13 protein-coding genes are annotated in these 17584 nt (G+C 69.5%); 7 read left to right on the plus strand and 6 right to left on the minus strand.

Annotated elements, in window-relative coordinates:
* Positions 1-126: 126 nt before the first annotated feature.
* Entirely contained in the window at positions 127-816 is a 690-nt protein-coding gene (gene grpE / locus ABH928_RS34615; protein ID WP_370072694.1) for a nucleotide exchange factor GrpE, read from the minus strand.
* The gene (gene dnaK, locus ABH928_RS34620) at positions 813-2663 is read right to left on the minus strand and encodes a molecular chaperone DnaK (protein ID WP_370072695.1); all 1851 of its coding nucleotides are present in this window, start codon (positions 2661-2663) and stop codon (positions 813-815) included. Before dnaK ends, grpE begins: the two co-directional genes overlap by 4 nt.
* Positions 2664-2930: 267 nt before the next feature.
* Here dnaK and ABH928_RS34625 point away from each other — a divergent pair, with 267 nt between their 5' ends.
* Together ABH928_RS34625 and ABH928_RS34630 are read left to right on the plus strand one after the other, a co-directional pair.
* Positions 2931-5129 carry a (Fe-S)-binding protein gene (locus tag ABH928_RS34625; protein ID WP_370072696.1) on the plus strand — a complete coding sequence of 733 codons (2199 nt, stop codon included), beginning with the start codon at positions 2931-2933 and terminating at the stop codon, positions 5127-5129.
* A 171-nt stretch (positions 5130-5300) separates the two neighbouring features.
* The gene (locus tag ABH928_RS34630) at positions 5301-6245 is read left to right on the plus strand and encodes a LamG domain-containing protein (RefSeq protein WP_370072697.1); all 945 of its coding nucleotides are present in this window, start codon (positions 5301-5303) and stop codon (positions 6243-6245) included.
* Between the two features lie 48 nt (positions 6246-6293).
* Here the strand turns inward: ABH928_RS34630 and ABH928_RS34635 are convergent, their stop codons facing one another.
* Positions 6294-7322, minus strand: coding sequence for a sugar phosphate nucleotidyltransferase (locus ABH928_RS34635; protein WP_370072698.1), 1029 nt, complete (start codon positions 7320-7322; stop codon positions 6294-6296).
* A 362-nt stretch (positions 7323-7684) separates the two neighbouring features.
* On the opposite strand from ABH928_RS34635, the gene ABH928_RS34640 reads away from it, so the two are divergent.
* Complete coding sequence (locus ABH928_RS34640; RefSeq protein ID WP_370072699.1) at positions 7685-8956, plus strand: nucleotide sugar dehydrogenase; 1272 nt, start codon at positions 7685-7687, stop codon at positions 8954-8956.
* Entirely contained in the window at positions 8953-10476 is a 1524-nt protein-coding gene (locus tag ABH928_RS34645; protein WP_370072700.1) for a glycosyltransferase, read from the plus strand. Before ABH928_RS34640 ends, ABH928_RS34645 begins: the two co-directional genes overlap by 4 nt.
* Positions 10477-10514: 38 nt before the next feature.
* Here ABH928_RS34645 and ABH928_RS34650 read toward each other — a convergent pair whose 3' ends face one another.
* Positions 10515-12050: a polysaccharide deacetylase family protein gene (locus tag ABH928_RS34650; RefSeq protein WP_370072701.1), complete on the minus strand. Its 1536-nt coding sequence runs from the start codon at positions 12048-12050 to the stop codon at positions 10515-10517.
* Positions 12051-12074: 24 nt separating this feature from the next.
* Positions 12075-13493 (minus strand): cellulose binding domain-containing protein, encoded by a 1419-nt coding sequence (locus ABH928_RS34655; protein WP_370072702.1) that lies wholly within the window; start codon positions 13491-13493, stop codon positions 12075-12077.
* A 251-nt stretch (positions 13494-13744) separates the two neighbouring features.
* Here ABH928_RS34655 and ABH928_RS34660 point away from each other — a divergent pair, with 251 nt between their 5' ends.
* From ABH928_RS34660 to ABH928_RS34670, 3 genes are all read left to right on the plus strand, one after another.
* Positions 13745-14875: a LamG domain-containing protein gene (locus ABH928_RS34660; RefSeq protein ID WP_370072703.1), complete on the plus strand. Its 1131-nt coding sequence runs from the start codon at positions 13745-13747 to the stop codon at positions 14873-14875.
* Positions 14876-15009: 134 nt separating this feature from the next.
* Positions 15010-15864 (plus strand): YIP1 family protein, encoded by an 855-nt coding sequence (locus ABH928_RS34665; RefSeq protein ID WP_370072704.1) that lies wholly within the window; start codon positions 15010-15012, stop codon positions 15862-15864.
* Positions 15865-16049: 185 nt separating this feature from the next.
* On the plus strand, positions 16050-16922 hold the full coding sequence (locus tag ABH928_RS34670; protein WP_370072705.1) for a metal-dependent hydrolase: 873 nt from the start codon (positions 16050-16052) through the stop codon (positions 16920-16922).
* Positions 16923-16938: 16 nt separating this feature from the next.
* On the opposite strand, the gene dcd is transcribed toward ABH928_RS34670, so the two are convergent.
* On the minus strand, positions 16939-17514 hold the full coding sequence (gene dcd / locus ABH928_RS34675) for a dCTP deaminase (protein ID WP_370072706.1): 576 nt from the start codon (positions 17512-17514) through the stop codon (positions 16939-16941).
* Positions 17515-17584: the final 70 nt, after the last annotated feature.

The following is a 17584-nucleotide window of genomic DNA, read 5'->3' on the forward strand; positions in this document are numbered from 1 at the left end:
GGTCGCCCCCCCCGGGGGCCGGGCGCCCCCCCCCCCCCCCCCCCGGCGGCGCCCCCCCCCCCCCCCCCCCCCCGCCCGGGCGCGGGGGGGGCCCCCCCCCCCCCCCCCCCCCCCACTCCCGGGCTGCTACTCGTCGGCGTCACTCTTCTTGCCCTTGGCAGCCTTGCCCTTGGCGTCCTTCGACGAGTCGGAGGAGTCCTCGGCAGAGTCCCCGGCGGCCTCGGCGGACTCGCCGCCGCCGGCCGACGCGCCGCCCGGCTCCGGCTCGGCCACCGCGACCCGCGCCGGACGGATGATCCGGTCGCCGATCTTGTAGCCGGGCTGCAGGATCTGCACGCAGGTGGTCTCCTCCACGTCTGCCGAGTAGCTGTGCATCAGCGCCTCGTGCAGCTGCGGGTCGAAGGTCTCACCCTGCTTGCCGAACTGCTGCAGGCCGAGCTTGGCCACGACCGTCTCCAGCGATTCGCCGACGGACTTGAAGCCGCCCACCAGCTCGTCGTGGTCCCGGGCGCGGCCGATGTCGTCCAGCACCGGCAGCAGGTTCTCCAGGATCGCGGCGACCGCGATCTCACGCACCGTCACCCGGTCGCGCTCGACGCGCTTGCGGTAGTTCTGGTACTCGGCCTGCAGCCGCTGGAGGTCGGCGGTGCGCTCCGCCAGCTGCTTGCGCAGCTCGGCGGCGGACTCGCCCCCGGCCTCCTCCGCCGGGGCCTTGGCGTCCGCGGGCTTGCTGCCCGCGGCGTCACGGCCCTTGGCGGCCTTGCCGGAAGCGGCGCCGGGCTCCTCAGCGTCGCCCCGCGTCTCCTCCGTCGTCACTGGGCACCGCCCTCGCGCTTCTCGTCGTCGACGATCTCGGCGTCGACGACGTCGTCCTCGGCCTGGGCGGCGTGCGGGGCGTCCGAGGGGGCGTCCGTGGCAGCCGCGCCGTCACCGGCGTTGGCGTAGAGGGCCTGGCCCAGCTTCTGGGAGACGGTGGAGAGCTTCTCGGAGGCCTCGCGGATGGCCGCGCTGTCCTCCCCCTTCAGCTTCTCCTTGAGCTCGGCGACAGCGGCGTTGACCTCGTCCTTGACGTCGCCCGGGACCTTGTCCTCGTTGTCCTTGACGAACTTCTCGGTCGTGTAGACGAGCTGCTCGGCGGTGTTGCGGGTCTCGGCGGACTCGCGGCGGCGGTGGTCCTCCTCCGCGAACTGCTCGGCCTCGCGCATCATCCGCTCGATGTCGTCCTTCGGCAGCGCCGAGCCGCCGGTGACGGCCATGCGCTGCTCCTTGCCGGTACCGAGGTCCTTGGCGGAGACGTGCATGATGCCGTTGGCGTCGATGTCGAAGGTGACCTCGATCTGCGGCAGACCACGCGGCGCCGGCGGCAGGCCGGTCAGCTCGAACATGCCGAGCTTCTTGTTGTACGCCGCGATCTCGCGCTCGCCCTGGTAGACCTGGATCTGCACGGACGGCTGGTTGTCCTCGGCCGTCGTGAAGATCTCGGAGCGCTTGGTCGGGATCGTGGTGTTGCGCTCGATCAGCTTGGTCATGATGCCGCCCTTGGTCTCGATGCCGAGGGACAGCGGGGTGACGTCGAGCAGCAGGACGTCCTTGACCTCGCCCTTGAGGACACCGGCCTGGAGGGACGCGCCGATGGCGACGACCTCGTCCGGGTTGACGCCCTTGTTGGGCTCCTTGCCGCCGGTCAGCTCGCGGACGAGCTCGGCGACGGCGGGCATACGGGTCGAGCCGCCGACCATGACCACGTGGTCGATCTCGGACAGCTGGATGCCGGCGTCCTTGATGACGTTGTGGAACGGGTTCTTGCAGCGCTCGAGCAGGTCCGCGGTCAGCTGCTGGAACTGGGAGCGGGTGAGCTTCTCGTCCAGGTGCAGCGGGCCCTCGGCGGACGCCGTGATGTAGGGCAGGTTGATCGTCGTCTCGGCAGCCGAGGACAGCTCGATCTTGGCCTTCTCGGCCGCCTCGCGCAGACGCTGCAGCGCCATCTTGTCCTTGGACAGGTCGACGCCGTGGCCGTTCTGGAACTGCTTGACCAGGTGGTCGACGACGCGCTGGTCCCAGTCGTCACCACCGAGGTGGTTGTCACCGTTGGTGGCCTTCACCTCGACGACGCCGTCGCCGATCTCCAGCAGCGAGACGTCGAAGGTGCCGCCACCGAGGTCGAAGACCAGAATGGTCTGGTCGTCCTTGTCGAGACCGTAGGCCAGGGCGGCGGCGGTCGGCTCGTTGACGATGCGCAGGACGTTGAGGCCCGCGATCTCACCGGCCTCCTTCGTCGCCTGACGCTCGGAGTCGTTGAAGTAGGCGGGGACCGTGATCACCGCGTCGGCGACCTTCTCGCCCAGGTAGGACTCCGCGTCCCGCTTCAGCTTCTGCAGGATGAACGCAGAGATCTGCTGCGGGTTGAAGTCCTTGCCGTCGAGGTTGATCTTCCAGTCGGTCCCCATGTGGCGCTTCACGGACCGGATGGTCCGGTCCACGTTGGTGACCGCCTGACGCTTGGCGACCTCGCCGACCAGCACCTCGCCGTTCTTCGCGAAGGCGACGACGGACGGTGTGGTCCGGGCGCCCTCGGCGTTGGTGATGACGGTGGGCTCACCGCCTTCGAGGACGCTGACGACAGAGTTCGTCGTACCGAGGTCGATTCCGACCGCACGAGCCATCGTGAAACCCTCCCAGAGAGGAAGTTGAGCTGAACAGACTCAACAGTGCCGCATCGGATCGCCTTCGTCAACAGAGCTGAGCGACATCGGCTCAACTTTATGTCGCCTTGACGCCGCAGCCCCCCGGATGACGCATGTCACCTCTGCTTCCGCTGTGGTTTGGGTACGGGAATCGCTACGCTCGGCATGAACTGCGATAAGTTACTGCTGAGTACACCCCAGTCCAGCAGCAGAGTCCGTAGCTCCGTAGGTGCTAGAGGAGCCCCCATGCAAATCGCCGCGATCATCGTGTCGCTGGTCCTGGCCGTGGTCGGCGTCGCGCTCTTCGTGCGCGCGATCCTCCAGATCTACGGCTTCGTCCGGCTCGGCCAGAACGTGCCCGCCGGCCTGCGCACCAACGGCTGGAAGGACCGGACGGTCACCGTCGTCCGGGAGTTCCTCGGCCACACCCGGATGAACAAGTGGGGCATCGTCGGTGTCGCGCACTGGTTCGTCGCCGTCGGCTTCTACACCCTGGTGCTCACCCTGGTGAACGCCTTCGGTCAGGTCTTCGACGCCGACTTCACCTTGCCGATCATCGGCAAGTGGGCACCGTTCGAGGTCTTCACGGAGCTCATCGGCGTGCTGACCACACTCGGCATCCTGGTGCTGATCGTGATCCGGCAGCTGAGCCGCCCGGACAAGCCCGGCCGCAAGTCGCGCTTCGCCGGCTCGAACATCGGCTTCGCCTACTTCATCGAGGCCGTGATCCTGATCATCGGCCTCGCCATCATGACCCTGCGCGGTCTTGAGGGCGTGCTGCGCGGGGTGAACCACTACGAGGTCAACTTCCTCTTCTCCTACCCGCTGACGGTCGCCTTCCGCGGGCTGTCGCTCGACACCGTGAAGAACCTGGTCTACCTGGTCGCGGCGATCAAGATCGCCGTCTCATTCATCTGGATGATCACGGTCTCGCTGCGCACCGACATGGGTGTCGCCTGGCACCGGTTCCTCGGCTTCCCGAACATCTGGTTCAAGCGCAACGCCAAGGGCGAGGTCGCGCTCGGCGCGCTGCTGCCGATGCACAGCAACGGCCAGCCGATCGACTTCGAGGACCCGGCCGACGACGCCGTCTTCGGTGTCTCCCAGGTCGAGGAGTTCTCCTGGAAGGGCATCCTCGACTTCTCCACCTGCACCGAGTGCGGTCGCTGCCAGTCGCAGTGCCCGGCCTGGAACACCGGCAAGCCGCTGTCGCCCAAGCTGCTGATCATGGGCCTGCGCGACCACGCCTACGCCAAGGCCCCCTACCTGCTCGCAGGTGAGGACAAGTCCGGCGTCCCGGCCGCCGCTGTCGCCGAGGCCGAGCGCCCGCTGATCGGCACCGCCGAGGAGAACGGCGTCATCGACCCGGACGTGCTGTGGTCCTGCACCACGTGTGGCGCCTGCGTCGAGCAGTGCCCGGTGGACATCGAGCACATCGACCACATCGTCGACATGCGCCGCTACCAGGTGATGATCGAGAGCAGCTTCCCGACCGAGGCCGGGACGATGCTCAAGAACCTGGAGAACAAGGGCAACCCGTGGGGTCTGGCGACCAAGGCCCGTCTGGACTGGGTCAAGGAGCTCAAGAAGGAGACCGGCATCGAGGTGCCGATCATCGGTCAGGACATCGAGCCCACCGAGGTCGAGTACCTGTACTGGGTCGGCTGCGCCGGCGCTCTTGAGGACCGGGCCAAGAAGACCACCAAGGCCTTCGCCGAGCTGCTGCACACCGCGGGCGTCAAGTTCGCGATCCTGGGCAAGGAGGAGACCTGCACCGGTGACTCCCCGCGCCGCCTGGGCAACGAGTTCCTCTTCCAGATGCTCGGCGCGCAGAACGTCGAGACGCTGAACGCGGCGCTGGAGGACGCTCCCACCAAGCGGATCGTCGCCACCTGCCCGCACTGCTTCAACACCCTGGCGAACGAGTACCCGCAGCTGGGCGGCCACTTCGAGGTCATCCACCACACCCAGCTGCTGCAGCACCTGATCGATACGGGCAAGCTGCTGCCGGTCAACCCGGTCGAGGGTCTGATCACCTATCACGACCCGTGCTACCTGGGCCGTCACAACAAGGTCTACAGCCCGCCGCGCGAGATCATGGACAAGGTCCCCGGTCTGCGTCAGCAGGAGATGCACCGCCACAAGGAGCGCGGCTTCTGCTGCGGCGCCGGTGGCGCGCGGATGTGGATGGAGGAGCGGATCGGCAAGCGCATCAACACCGAGCGCGTGGACGAGGCGCTGTCGCTCAACCCCGACATCGTCTCCACCGCCTGCCCGTTCTGCCTGGTGATGCTCTCCGACTCGGTCAACGGCAAGAAGAACGAGGGCGCCGCCAAGGAGAACCTGCGCGTCGTGGACGTGGCCCAGCTGCTGCTGGAGTCGGTCAAGGCCGACCCGGCCGAGCCGCAGGCCCCGGCCGAGGAGCCCGAGCCGGTCTCGTCCTGAGCCGGTCTCGTCCTGGGCCGCTCCGGCCTGAGCCGCCTCACCGCGTGAGCCACTGACGGCCCGCCTGATCGCCGCCTGCGAAAAGCAGGTGGGGACCGGGCGGGCCGTCGGCGTCGAGTCTCCATACGTTCTCCACTTGGGTGTTCGAATGCTGCGGCTACGATCCGTCCCATGAGTTACGGCGGCGGTTTCCCACCCTCCAACGCTCCGCGTCCCCCGGAGCCGGACTGGGCCGCGCTCGCGGACCGGAACGAGCAGGCGTCGCGCCGCCGCCGGTGGGTGGTGGCCGCCGGAGCGGGAGGCGCGGTCCTGGTGGTCGCGGCGGCCGTCGTCGTGGGTGTACAGGCCCTCGGAGGCAGCGGCAGCAAGGGCAGCGCCCTGGCCGGGTCGTCGGCCTCCCCAGCGGCCTCACAGAGCGCCTCAGCGTCCCCGGTGCCCTCCACCCCGCCGTCCGTCCCGCCCACGCCGGTGGCGGTCCGACTGACGGACGGGCGCGGCGGGGTGCCGCTGACGGTGGCGTCCGGGGCCACGGTCCACCCGGGCAACGGCAGCAAGGTGCTCTGGTTGGACGGTTCGCCGGAGGCCTACGCCGACGCGCCCGGTCCGGTGGTCGACACCGCCCGCAGCTTCACCGTCTCCGCCTGGGTGCTGGACAAGGCGCCGACCGGGGCGGTCATGGCGATCAGCCAGGGCCAGGGGGGCTACTACACCTTCGCGCTGGGACGGGACTACTGGCCCGGCCACGAGAGCTGGGTCTTCAAGGTCCAGTCCGCGGCGGGCGACCAGGACAAGACCACGTATCCCGTCTACGCCAAGTCACCGGCCGCGCTGAACACCTGGGTGCTGCTCACCGGCACCTACGACGCCGCCCACCGCACCATCGCGCTGTACGTGAACGGCAAGCTGCAGCAGCAGGCGAAGGTGCCGGGCATCTGGAGGAACGCCGGGGCGCTGCAGGTCGGCCGGGTCGCCTACAAGGGCCAGTGGACCGACAACTGGAACGGCATCCTCGGCCATGTGCAGGTCTGGAACGCGGCGCTGACGCCCGCTCAGGCCGCAGCGGCGGTCAAGGACAGGTCCGGTGTGGTTCCGGCCCACTCCTGGCTGGTGAGTTGAGTCGAGGGGTCGGCAGCCAGGGATGGGCCGCCGACCCCTCGACGAGTCTCAGTGCGTGAGTTCGGCGACCGGCTCGGCAGCCGGGACGTGCCCGCCGTCCGCGATGACCGCGCCACGCAGGACCGCGCCGTCGGCGACCGTGGCGTTCTCGCCCAGCACGCAGGACTCGACGTCCGCGCCCGCGCCGATCACCACACCGTCCATCACCACGCTGCCGTGGACGCGGGCGTCCTCGCGGACGATCGCCTTGCGGCCGATGGTCGTTCCGCCGGACAGCGTCGCGCCGTCGGCCACCTCGGCGTCGTCGAGGACCAGGGCCTCGCCCGGGGCACCGGGCAGCGCGGGGCTGGGGACCAGGCCGCGGACCAGGTCCGTGGAGCCCTTGACGAAGGCCTGCGGCGTGCCAAGGTCGAGCCAGTAGGACGTGTCGACCACGCCCAGCACCCGGCCGCCGTCGGCCAGCAGCCCGGGGAAGACCTCGCGCTCCACCGAGACCTCGCGTCCGGCCGGGATGCGGTCGATCACCGAGCGGGTGAAGACGTAACAGCCCGCGTTGATCTGGTCGGTGACGATCTCCTCCGGCGTGGTCGGCTTCTCGCGGAAGTCGAGCACCCAGCTGTCCTCGTCGGTCGGCACCAGGCCGAACGCGCGCGGGTCGGCGACGCGGGTGAGGTGCAGCGTCACGTCGGCCCTGGCGTCACGGTGACGCCGCACCAGGTCGGCGATGTCGAGGCCGGAGAGGATGTCGCCGTTGAAGACCAGGACCGGCTCGTCCGGGCCACTGGTCAGCAGTTCGGCCGCGTTGCGGATGGCGCCGCCGGTGCCCAGCGGCGTCTCCTCGGTGATGTAGCTGAGCTCGATGCCGTAGGCCGAGCCGTCGCCGAAGTGCGCCCGGAAGGCGTCCGGCAGGTAGGACGTGGCCAGCACCAGCCGCGTGACGCCCGCCTCGGCGGCGCGACGGACCAGGTGCTCCATGATGGGCACGCCGCCCGCGGGCACCATCGGCTTCGGGCGCGTGAGCGTCAACGGGTGGAGCCGGGTGCCCTTTCCGCCGACGAGCAGAAGCGCCTGGGTCATGTGAATCCCCTTGTGCCAAATCGAATCTCCGCCGGCGTCGTCCCGGACGGACTTCGTTGATACCACGCCAAATCGGCCGTCAGGTGGCCGGGGGGTGACCACCCGAATGTGGACGGCAGGGCCCCGCTTGCCCGCTGCACGCCTGCTCGGACGGGCTGGGGCAGGCCCGGAATATATCGGATGTACAACGATCCACTGGGGGCAAACCGGGCTATTGCCCACCCAACTCTCTTACCCCCCAGTGCCATGTGCGAATATTTTCACTCAATCCACACTGGTGACGTCACGATCGACCGGCGGGCGTCCCATGCCCGACAGCGCGTGCGTCTGATCACCTCTGTCCATGGAGTGGTACGCGTCTCATGAGTGCATCACGAGAAGTCGATCTTGTGGTGATCGGCCTCGGCTATGTCGGCCTGCCCCTGGTACGGGGAGCTACCCGGGCGGGACTGCGGGTGGTGGGACTGGACCGGAGCGACGCGGTCGTGGACGGTCTCAACTCCGGTCGCTCGCACGTCGACGACATCACCGACGCAGATCTGCAGGAGCTGCTCCGCCAGGGGTTCCGGGCGACCGTCGACGGTTCGGTGATCGCCTCTGCCGCCGCGGTGGTGATCTGCGTGCCGACGCCGCTCACCCAGCACGGTGCTCCCGACCTCACGGCGGTCAACAGCGCCGTCGCGACCGTGGCCGCTCATCTGCGGCCGGGAACGTTGGTCGTGCTGGAGTCCACCACCTACCCCGGCACCACGGACGACGTCGTCCGGCCGGCCCTGGAGGCCGGCGGCCTGCGGGTCGGCACCGACGTCCACCTCGCCTTCTCGCCGGAGCGGATCGACCCGGGCAACCCGGTCTTCGGGCTGGAGAACACCCCGAAGGTGGTCGGTGGCTGCACCCCCGCCTGTACCAAGGCCGCGCGACGGCTCTACGAGCGGTTCGTCGACGAGGTGGTGGAGGCGCGGAGCCCGCGTGAGGCCGAGATGGCCAAGCTGCTGGAGAACACCTACCGGCACGTCAACATCGCCCTGGTCAACGAGATGGCGATGTTCTGCCGGGAGATCGGCGTCGACCTGTGGGACGCGATCCGCTGCGCCTCGACCAAGCCCTTCGGCTTCGCGCCGTTCTACCCCGGGCCGGGCGTCGGCGGGCACTGCATACCGATCGACCCCAACTACCTCTCGTACAAGGTCCGTTCTCTGGGCATCCCGTTCCGGTTCGTCGAGTTGGCGCAGGAGATCAACCAGCGGATGCCGCTGCACGTCGTGCAGCGCGCGGTGGACCTGCTGAACACCCGTGCCAAGGCTGTCAACGGCTCGCGGGTGCTGCTGCTCGGCGTCACCTACAAGCCGGACATCTCCGACCAGCGGGAGACGCCCGCGACCGCCGTCGCGGTCGAACTGCTGCGCCGCGGTGCGGACCTGCGGTACTACGACCCCAACGTCCCGGAGTGGAGCGCGGCCGGCACCCCGGTGGCCCGGGTGACGGACTGTCTCGGTGAGGCGGAGACCGCCGACCTGACGATCCTGCTCCAGCCGCACCGTGAGATCGACGTCGAGGCCCTGGCCGACCGCGCCGACCTGCTGTTCGACACCCGCGGCCGGACGGTCGGGCACCCGCGGGCGGTGCAGCTGTGAGCCTGGTCCAGGGCGCGGAGGAGCAGGGCCCGCAGGAGCAGGCCGCCGAGGAGCCCGGCCCGGCGGTGGGGGCGACCGCCTCGGGCAGTGGGCGGGGCGGGCGCAAGCGCCACCGGAGGAAGCGTCACCTCAAGGTGTCGTACTTCGTCTTCGTGGCCCTGTCCGTGGTCATCGCCACCAAGATGCGCGGCTCCTCGGTCCACATCTACTCGATGCTGGCCATCGGCCTGCTGTCGATCAAGATGTTCCTGGCGCTCTTCTACCACCCGCGGCGGGCCACCGCCGCGGAGGCACGGCAGCTCGACGAGAAGTGGGTCACCGCGGTGATGCCCATCTACAACGAGGACCCTGCCATGTTCGAGCAGGGCCTGCGCAGCATCCTGGCCCAGAGCCGCCTCCCCAACGAGGTGCACGTCATCGACGACGCGAGCGCGGACGACGGCGGCCTGCGCACCGCCCGTCGGCTGGCCCGCGAGTTCGAGGCCCGCGACGTGGTGTTCAAGGTCAGCGCGCAGCCCGAGAACAAGGGCAAGCGCGAGGCGCTGGCGCGCGGATTCCTGGACGCGCCCTACACGGACTTCTTCCTCTGCGTCGACTCGGACACGGTGCTCACCCGCGACACGGTGCGCGAGCTCATCGTCCCGCTGTCGGACGACCGGATCATGGCCTCGACCGGCATGGTGCTGGCCCTGAACCACGACCGCAACATCTTCACCCGGCTCCAGGACCTCCGCTACGGCAACTCGTTCCTCTTCGAGCGGGCGGCCTACTCGCAGCTCAAGTCCGTGCTCTGCTGCTGCGGGGCGCTGTCGGTCTACCGCGGCGACCTGGTGCGCAAGTACCTGCCCGACTTCCTCAACCAGCAGTTCCTGGGCAAGCCCGCGGTCTTCGGCGACGACCGCCGGATGACCAACTACGCCCTGATCGAGGGTCAGGTGGTCTTCCAGGAGTCCGCCGTGGGCTACACCGCGGTACCGGAGCGGCTGCCGCACTTCCTGCGGCAGCAGGTGCGCTGGAACAAGTCGTTCTTCCGCGAGTCGCTGTGGGCGCTGCGCAAGCAGAAGAAGACCCGCCCCGCCTTCTGGCTGACCTGCATGGAGCTGTCGCTCTGGCTGGTCTTCGGCACGGCGATGGTCTACTCGCTGGTGGTGAACCCCATCCTGAACCCGCAGGCGTTCCTGCGGCACATCGCCGACTACGGCATGTTCATGGTGCTGATGGGGTACCTGCGCAACGTCCGGTACCTGGACTTCCCGCGCCGCAACATGGGCCTGGTCAAGCGGTTCGGGATGTTCCTGCTGGCTCCGGTGTACGGGGTGATCCAGCTGACCCTGCTGACGCCGCTGCGCTTCTACGCGCTGGCGACGCTCAACCGGGGCAAGTGGGGTACGCGGCAGGCGGGCGTCGAGGTCACCGCCCAGTCGAGCGGCGACGAGGGCGACTACTCCGCGATGTGGGAGGAGGACGAGCCCGGCTTCCCGATCGGGGAGGAACTCGCCCTCCCCGATCAGGTCCGCTGATCAGGCCTGTTGATCGGGTCCGGTGATCGGTCCGCTGATCAGGTCCAGTAGGTCATCGCCTTGGCGATGGTGACGACCGGGATGCCCCGGTCGGCGATGGCCGCCATCACCGAGGCGAAGGCCTGCTGACTGATCTGCGTGCTGGAACCCGGTGCGCCGGTGACCAGTTCGTGGAAGGTCAGGATCAGCCAGTCGCCGTCGTGGGCGCAGCGGTCCAGGCTGCCCCCGAGGCCCAGGACCGCGGACATGGGCTCGCCGGTGGTGTACTGGCCGTCGTTCAGCCCGGTGAGGGCCTTGAGCCGGTAGGGCATGGCCGGCGGCACCGACTCGGTGGTCTCCGAGACGATCGACCGGGCGGTCTTGAAGTACCGGCGCGCGATGCTGTCGACCGGAACGCCGTCCGTGGTCTGCTGGAACGCGCCGTGCGGGTAGGCGAAGTGGTCCGTGGCGAACCGGTGCGCCTCCAGCCAGGAGCGCAGCTGCCGCAGATCGGCGTCCACCTGCTGGGAGTTGAGCTGGTTGTAGCCGAGCGCGTGCGCGGCCGTCCCGTAGGCGTGACCGGCCATCTCCCAGCCGGAGCCGTTCTGCAGGGAGCTCATCTGGTCCGTGGTCAGGAACCGTGAAGTGCCGATCGCCTGGGCGATGTTGTAGATGGTGCCGGTGTAGCCGTGCCGGTCCATCACCGGGCGGGCCAGGTCGTGAACCGAGGCGTAGGAGTCGTCGAAGGTGATCGAGACGGCTCCGCGCGGGAAGACCGAGGCGGTGTCCGGGATCAGTTCGACCGACTGCAGGTGGTAGGTCACCGGCCCGCCGCCGTCGTCGTAGACCGCGAAGGACATGTCGGTGAAGCCGGACGTCTGCGAGGGCACCGAGTAGGGGGAGAGCGCGTACCCGCCCAGGGACTTGGAGACGTCGGCCCACTGCAGGTGGACCGTCACCCACTCGCCCGAACCGACGTAGTTGGCCGTCGTGCGGGAGTGGGTGTGGTACTCCCACACGTAGCCGTTCGCCAGGCGGTCGCTGCCCACGTAGAAGGCGAGCCGGTGCAGGTGCGTGGTGTCGTCGACGCGCAGGACCAGGCGGATCATCTTGCCCGTCAGGTCGAGGGCGGGCATGCCGAGGCGGTGGACGTAGGACTGCTCCCCGTTGCCGTTCGTGGTGACCCGGACCGACTGGTCGCCGGTGGCGAAGAGGGAGTGGTCGTTGAGATCCGCCGAGGACGTGCCCTGCCCGGCCGCGGTCCAGCCGTGGCCGGACTGGAACAGCTCCGACCAACTGGCCCTGGGGCCACCCGGGCTTCCTGACGGACGTCCTGACGCTATGCCGGAAGGGGAGGTGCTGGGCCAGGGCAACGCTCCCGGGATGCGGGGTGCGGGCCCCGAACCGGCCAGCGCGGACCGGATCCCGAGCGTGCCGAGGACGCCGCCGGCGGCGAGCAGCCCGCCGACGCCCGCCATCCGCAGCACGGACCGGCGACCGGCGGGGCGCTGCCCGGCGCCGGAGCGCCGCCCGGCGGTCCCACGCTGCTCGGCGTTGTCACGGTGTTCCGCGTTCCCACGGTGCTCAGCGTTCACAGATGCACTCCAGGAATGTGCGGATCAGTGCTTGGCCATGGTGTCGACGTAATCGGCGCCGCTGTTGGCGTAGCCGTTCACGGTGTTCTCCACTGCGGCGGTCGACATGGCCGCATTGGCGTTGTAGTAGAACCAGTTGACCTTCATGTCCCAGGTCCGGGAACCGAGCAGCGGAAGATCGACGAACCACGTGTTGAAGTTGACCTCCATGCCCTCACGCGGAAAGTACTTGCCGCCGCTGCTGAACAGCTTCTGGCCGTCGAGGGAATAGGTCACCACGCCGTCGGCGGCGGTGATCACGACCGTGTGCCAGCCGGAGAGGCCCTCGTGGTTCCGTCGGGTGGCCCGGTCCCCGTTCACCGCGCTGTACCAGCTGGTGGTGTCCAGGATCGGTCCGGCGGCTCCCCAGCCGCCGTTCGGCATGTACTCGGTGTCCAGCTCGCTGTACTTCGAGTTGTACGACGAGATCGTGTAGAAGGACTCGTTGATGTGGTCGCCGTTGGTGCCGCTGTCGGGCTGGTCGCTGTAGTAGATCCGCGCGGCGTAGGTGCCGGTGGTGAAGGTCGTGGCGATGGTCTGCAGCTCGGCCTGCGAGGTGCCGGACTTGGTGCCGTCGGTGGCCGCCTGCAGTTGGAGCGCCTGGCCGCCGAGCGCGCCCGGCGTGGCGGGGAAGCTGATGCCCTTGCCGGTCCAGGTGTTCCGGACGCCCGGACCGCCGGAGCTGGTGCGGATCAGCCAGCCGTGGTCGAAGAGGGCCGGGTCCTTCGGGCCGCTGTAGTGGAAGTCGTCGAACATCACGCCCGGTCCGACGGCCAGGTGCGGGCTCGGCGAGGCCGAGGGCTGCGCGTCGGCGGAGGCGATGCCGGAGGGCTCGTCCCCCCAGGCCAGCTTGCCGTTGACGTAGGCGGTCACCGAGCTGGACGGCTTGAACGAGGTGTCGGACGCGTCGAAGGAGTGGTCGTCGGCCTGGTTCAGGTCCTTGTGGTCCGTCCGGTAGAACTGCAGGCGCAGCCCCTTGCTGTTCTCCCCGGGGCCCAGCGTCCCGGCCGCGGAGGTGAAGCTGATCTCCAGGTAGTGGTCGGCCTTGTCGGCCGGGGTGGACAGTGCCACGACCCGCCCCTGGACGTTGGAACAACCCATGGGGGCCTCAACGCAGTTGAAGCCGTAGCCGGCGCCGTCGGCGGAGAAGTAGTAGTGCAGCGTCACCTGGTCCAGCGGGATCGCGTGCTTCGAGGAGTTGATCACCTCGAACCACGGCTCCGCCACGGGCGTGACCGTCGGGGTGTTGCTCCGGTACCGGACCGTGAGATCGCTCTGCTTGGGCTGTGCGCCCTTCCACACCGGGTAGAGCGCGGTGCCCGCCGCGACCAGAACGGCCACGACCAGCAGCAGTTTGACGGTGCTCCAGAGGCGTCTGCGCGCAGACGACGGTGCAGAACCCACGGGAAGCTCCAACCGGGTACGGGTGACGCGGCAGCGCGACCCCACATATAAGCGTTTGATCTCGCCAGATGGCCGGGCAATCCTAGCGGCCTTCACGTTCTGCTTCGAGGTCGCACTGCACCCGGAGCAGGGTCAATAAAGCGGCGCCATTTCGGACATGTCGACGATGTGTCGTTCCGGGCGTCCTTCTGAACGACATGTGTCCGGGTATCACCTGCACGTTTGTCAGGCAGAACCGTTACGATCCCGCCATGACTTTTGGGGACCCGATACGGGGCGAGGGCAGCGGACCGGAGCAGGCCGGCTGGCCCGCCATGCCGGGGCAGCAGTCCGGCCAGCAGCTGCCACCGGGCGCGCAGCCTCCCCAGGGCGGGCAGACTCCGCCGGACCGCGGGCCGGCCATGCCGAACTCCGGCTACGGCTATCCGCCCCAGCAGCAGTTCCCGCAGCAGCAGTTCCCGCAACAGGGGGCGCCTCAGCAGCCGTACCCCCCGGCCGGCTCGCAGGAGCCGGACTGGAACGCGCTCGCGGAGCAGAACGAGTCGCGGAGCCGCAACCGGCGTCGCTGGCGGACCACGGCGCTCGTCGTCGGCGCGGTCGTCCTCGTCGGCGGTGCCTGCGCGGGGGCGTTCCTCACGTTGGGCAAGCACAACACCCCGACGCCGGTCGCCACGGGCTCGCCCTCCGCGTCGCCGTCCGCCACCGCGCACCAGCAGCAGCTTTCGGACGCCGAGGGCACCGTCCCGCTGGCCGTCGGTTCCGCCGCGACCCTGGCCCCGGTGGCACCGGAGGCGGGCGGTCAACCGGGCAACGGGACCCAGGCGTTGGCCTTCAACAGCAGGCCGGAGTCCTACGCCGGTTCCACCGGCCCGGTCGTCGACACCCAGAACAGCTTCACCGTCGCCGGCTGGGTGATGAACAGCGCCAAGCAGGACGGCCGCACCGCGATCAGCCAGGGTGACGACGGCTACTACGCCTTCGACCTCGGCCGTGACTTCTGGACCAAGCACAACAAGTGGGTCTTCAAGGTCCAGACCGCCGCCGGGAACCAGGACAAGACCGTGTACGCGGTCTACTCCAAGGCCGACGCGACGCAGAACGCCTGGGTCTTCCTCTCCGGAACCTACGACGCCACCGCGCACACCATCTCGCTCTACGTCAACGGCCAACTCCAGGGCACGACCAAGGTGCCCGGCATCTGGTCGGACACGGGCACCCTGCAGCTGGGTCGACTCCGCTACCAGGGCAGCTGGGTCGACCACTGGAACGGTCAGATCACCGACGTCGAGTGCTGGAACACGGCGCTGACCGCGCCCCAGGTGGCCGGCGCCATGAAGGGGACGGCCACCGCCGCGCCCGACCACGCCTGGCTGGTGCACTGAGCGCTCCCGGACGGTTCCCGCCGGGCGGCTGGTTGGTCCACCTGCGGCGTCCTGACTGTGCTCTTCGTGTCACAGCTGTGTTCCGGGTGACCTCGTGATCACGTGGTCCTGCGGGTGACGGGTACCTTCGGGATGTGCGACTTCGTGGAATGAGGATCGGCGGCAACCGGCAGGCCCAGGGCGTGACGGCCCCGCCCGTGCCGGCTGCCGTCCCGACGGCGGACCCGGCGGACGAGCCGGGCCACACCCGTGCCTTCACCGTGCCCGAGATGCCCGCTGCGGCCTGGTCGGGCGGCCCGGACGGCTACAGCCCGGACGGCTACGGCGCGCCCGGGTACGGCCGTGACGGGTACGACCCGGACGGATACGGCACGGAGCAGGACGCGGGCGGGGACGAGAACGTCACCACTTACCGGGCCGGCCAGCCGCATCCCAAGGTCGGCTCGGGGCGGCTGGACTGGAAGGCGCTGCTGCGCGGCATCGTCGAGCACCCCACCCGGACCTTCGCGCAGATGCGCGCGCACCAGGTCTGGGGCCCGGCGCTGGCCGTCTCCGCGCTCTACGGCGTGCTCGCCACCTTTGCCATCGGCGACACCAGCAGCCAGGTGCTGCACTCCACGTTCACGCTGGCGCTGATGATCGTCGTCTCCAGCGCGGTGGGCTTCGTGCTGGCGGGGTTCATGTTCGGCTCGGTCACCCACGTGCTGGCCCGACGCCTGGGCGGCGACGGCGCCTTCGCGCCGACGGTCGGGCTGTCGATGCTGATCTCCTGGCTGACCGACGTGCCCCGGCTGCTGCTGGCGATCTTCCTGCCCGCCGGCAACGGCGTGGTCCAGCTGCTCGGCTGGGCGACCTGGGCGTACTGCGCCTGGCTGTTCGCGGCGATGCTGCGGCAGCTGCACGACCTGCCCTGGGGCAAGGCGTTGACGGCGGCGGCGCTGCAGTTGCTGATGCTGCTCGTGGTGATCAAACTCCCGACGCTGGGCTGAGCCGCTGGGCTGAGCCGCTGGGTTGAGCCGCTGGGTTGAGCCGCTGGGTTGAGCCGCTGGGCTGAGCCGCAGCGGCGCCCGTGCGGTTGAATGGAGCAGCCGGTCGAACGGTCGGCAAGGACCTGCCGACCTCCCCGACCCTGCTGACCTCCCCGACCTCCCTGATCTGCCGTTCGGAGTCACCCATGACCGCGCCGTCGTCCGCCCTTCCCGCCGCCTCCACGCAGGTGACCTTCCCGGCCGGAGCCGTCGAGGGCCACTCGGTGGTCGTCGGCTGTGTCCCGCTGCCGGACGGTCGCCACGGCGTCGTGGTCGAGCGCACGCCGTTCCACCCGCTCGACCACACCTGGCCCGACCAGCCCGCCGACACCGGCACGCTCGGCGATCAGGCGGTCCTGGACTGCGTCACCGGCGGTCTGAGCCCCGAGGGCGAGCTGCTGCTGGGCGCGGACATCCCGGTCCGGCGCGGCGACGCGGAGTGGTCCTGGCTGGTCGTGCACGTGGTCGCCGAGCCGGTCGCGGTCGGCGAGGAGGTCGACCTGCGCGTCGAGGCCGACCGCCGGGCGGCGCTCAGCGCCTCCCACACCGGCTGCCACCTGCTGGCGCTGGCGCTCAACGGCGCGCTCGCGCCGCGCTGGCGCAAGGACCCGGGCCGCACCGACTCGCTGGGCAGCCCGGACTTCGACTCGCTGGCGATGGACACCTCGCGGATGGACACCGCCGCCAGCTACGACGTCTACCGGATCGGCAAGTCGCTGAAGAAGAAGGGCTTCACCGTCGACGGCCTGGCCGAAGAGCTCCCCGCGATCACCGACGCCGTCAACGCCCGCCTCGCCGCCTGGGTCGCCGCGGACGCAGAGGTCCGGATCGAGGCCCCGAGCCCCGAGCTGACCGCGCGCCGCGAGTGGCACGCGTCGCTCCCGGAGGGCCACGCCTCGATCTTCTGCGGCGGCTCCCACCTGCACCACCTGGGCGAACTGGCCGCGCTCACGGCCGAACTGCGGCTCAACGAGGACGGCACGGAGCTGACCGTCACCACCACGCCCAAGCGGGCGTGAGCTGTTCCGACCCTGCCTAGATCTTGGTCCGGTGGAAGTTCATGTAGGACCGGGACGGCGTCGGGCCGCGCTGGCCGAGGTAGCGGGAGCCGTACTTCTCGGACCCGTACGGGTACTCGGCCGGCGAGCTCAGCCGGAACATGCACAACTGGCCGATCTTCATGCCCGGGTAGAGCTTGATCGGCAGCGTGGCGACGTTCGACAGCTCCAGCGTCACGTGGCCGCTGAAGCCGGGGTCGATGAACCCGGCGGTGGAGTGGGTCAGCAGCCCGAGGCGACCGAGCGAGGACTTGCCCTCCAGCCGCGACGCGAGGTCGTCCGGCAGCGTCACCACCTCGTAGGTGGACGCCAGCGCGAACTCGCCGGGGTGCAGGATGAACGGGTCGTCCCCGTCCGGCTCGACCAGCCGGGTCAGGTCGGGCTGCTCGACCGCGGGGTCGATGTGCGGGTACCTGTGGTTCTCGAAGACCCGGAAGAACCGGTCGAGGCGCACGTCGATGCTGGACGGCTGGATCATCTCCTGGTCGTAGGGGTCGATGACCACGCGACCGGATTCGATCTCGTTCCGGATGTCCTTGTCTGAGAGCAGCACGCGTTGAGGTTACGTGCATGAACAGACCCCCGCCCAATCGGCGCGGGGGTCTGTGCTGCTTTTCCGTACG

It is taken from the genome of Streptacidiphilus sp. MAP5-3, assembly GCF_041262505.1.
Lineage (GTDB): Bacteria > Actinomycetota > Actinomycetes > Streptomycetales > Streptomycetaceae > Streptacidiphilus.

Coding starts and splice junctions, on each gene's coding strand:
- dnaK (WP_370072695.1), bottom strand. CDS start 2,663: ATGGCTCGTGCGGTCGGAATCGACCTCGGTACGACGAACTCTGTCGTC.
- ABH928_RS34625 (WP_370072696.1), top strand. CDS start 2,931: ATGCAAATCGCCGCGATCATCGTGTCGCTGGTCCTGGCCGTGGTCGGC.
- ABH928_RS34630 (WP_370072697.1), top strand. CDS start 5,301: ATGAGTTACGGCGGCGGTTTCCCACCCTCCAACGCTCCGCGTCCCCCG.
- ABH928_RS34635 (WP_370072698.1), bottom strand. CDS start 7,322: ATGACCCAGGCGCTTCTGCTCGTCGGCGGAAAGGGCACCCGGCTCCAC.
- ABH928_RS34640 (WP_370072699.1), top strand. CDS start 7,685: ATGAGTGCATCACGAGAAGTCGATCTTGTGGTGATCGGCCTCGGCTAT.
- ABH928_RS34660 (WP_370072703.1), top strand. CDS start 13,745: ATGACTTTTGGGGACCCGATACGGGGCGAGGGCAGCGGACCGGAGCAG.
- ABH928_RS34670 (WP_370072705.1), top strand. CDS start 16,050: ATGACCGCGCCGTCGTCCGCCCTTCCCGCCGCCTCCACGCAGGTGACC.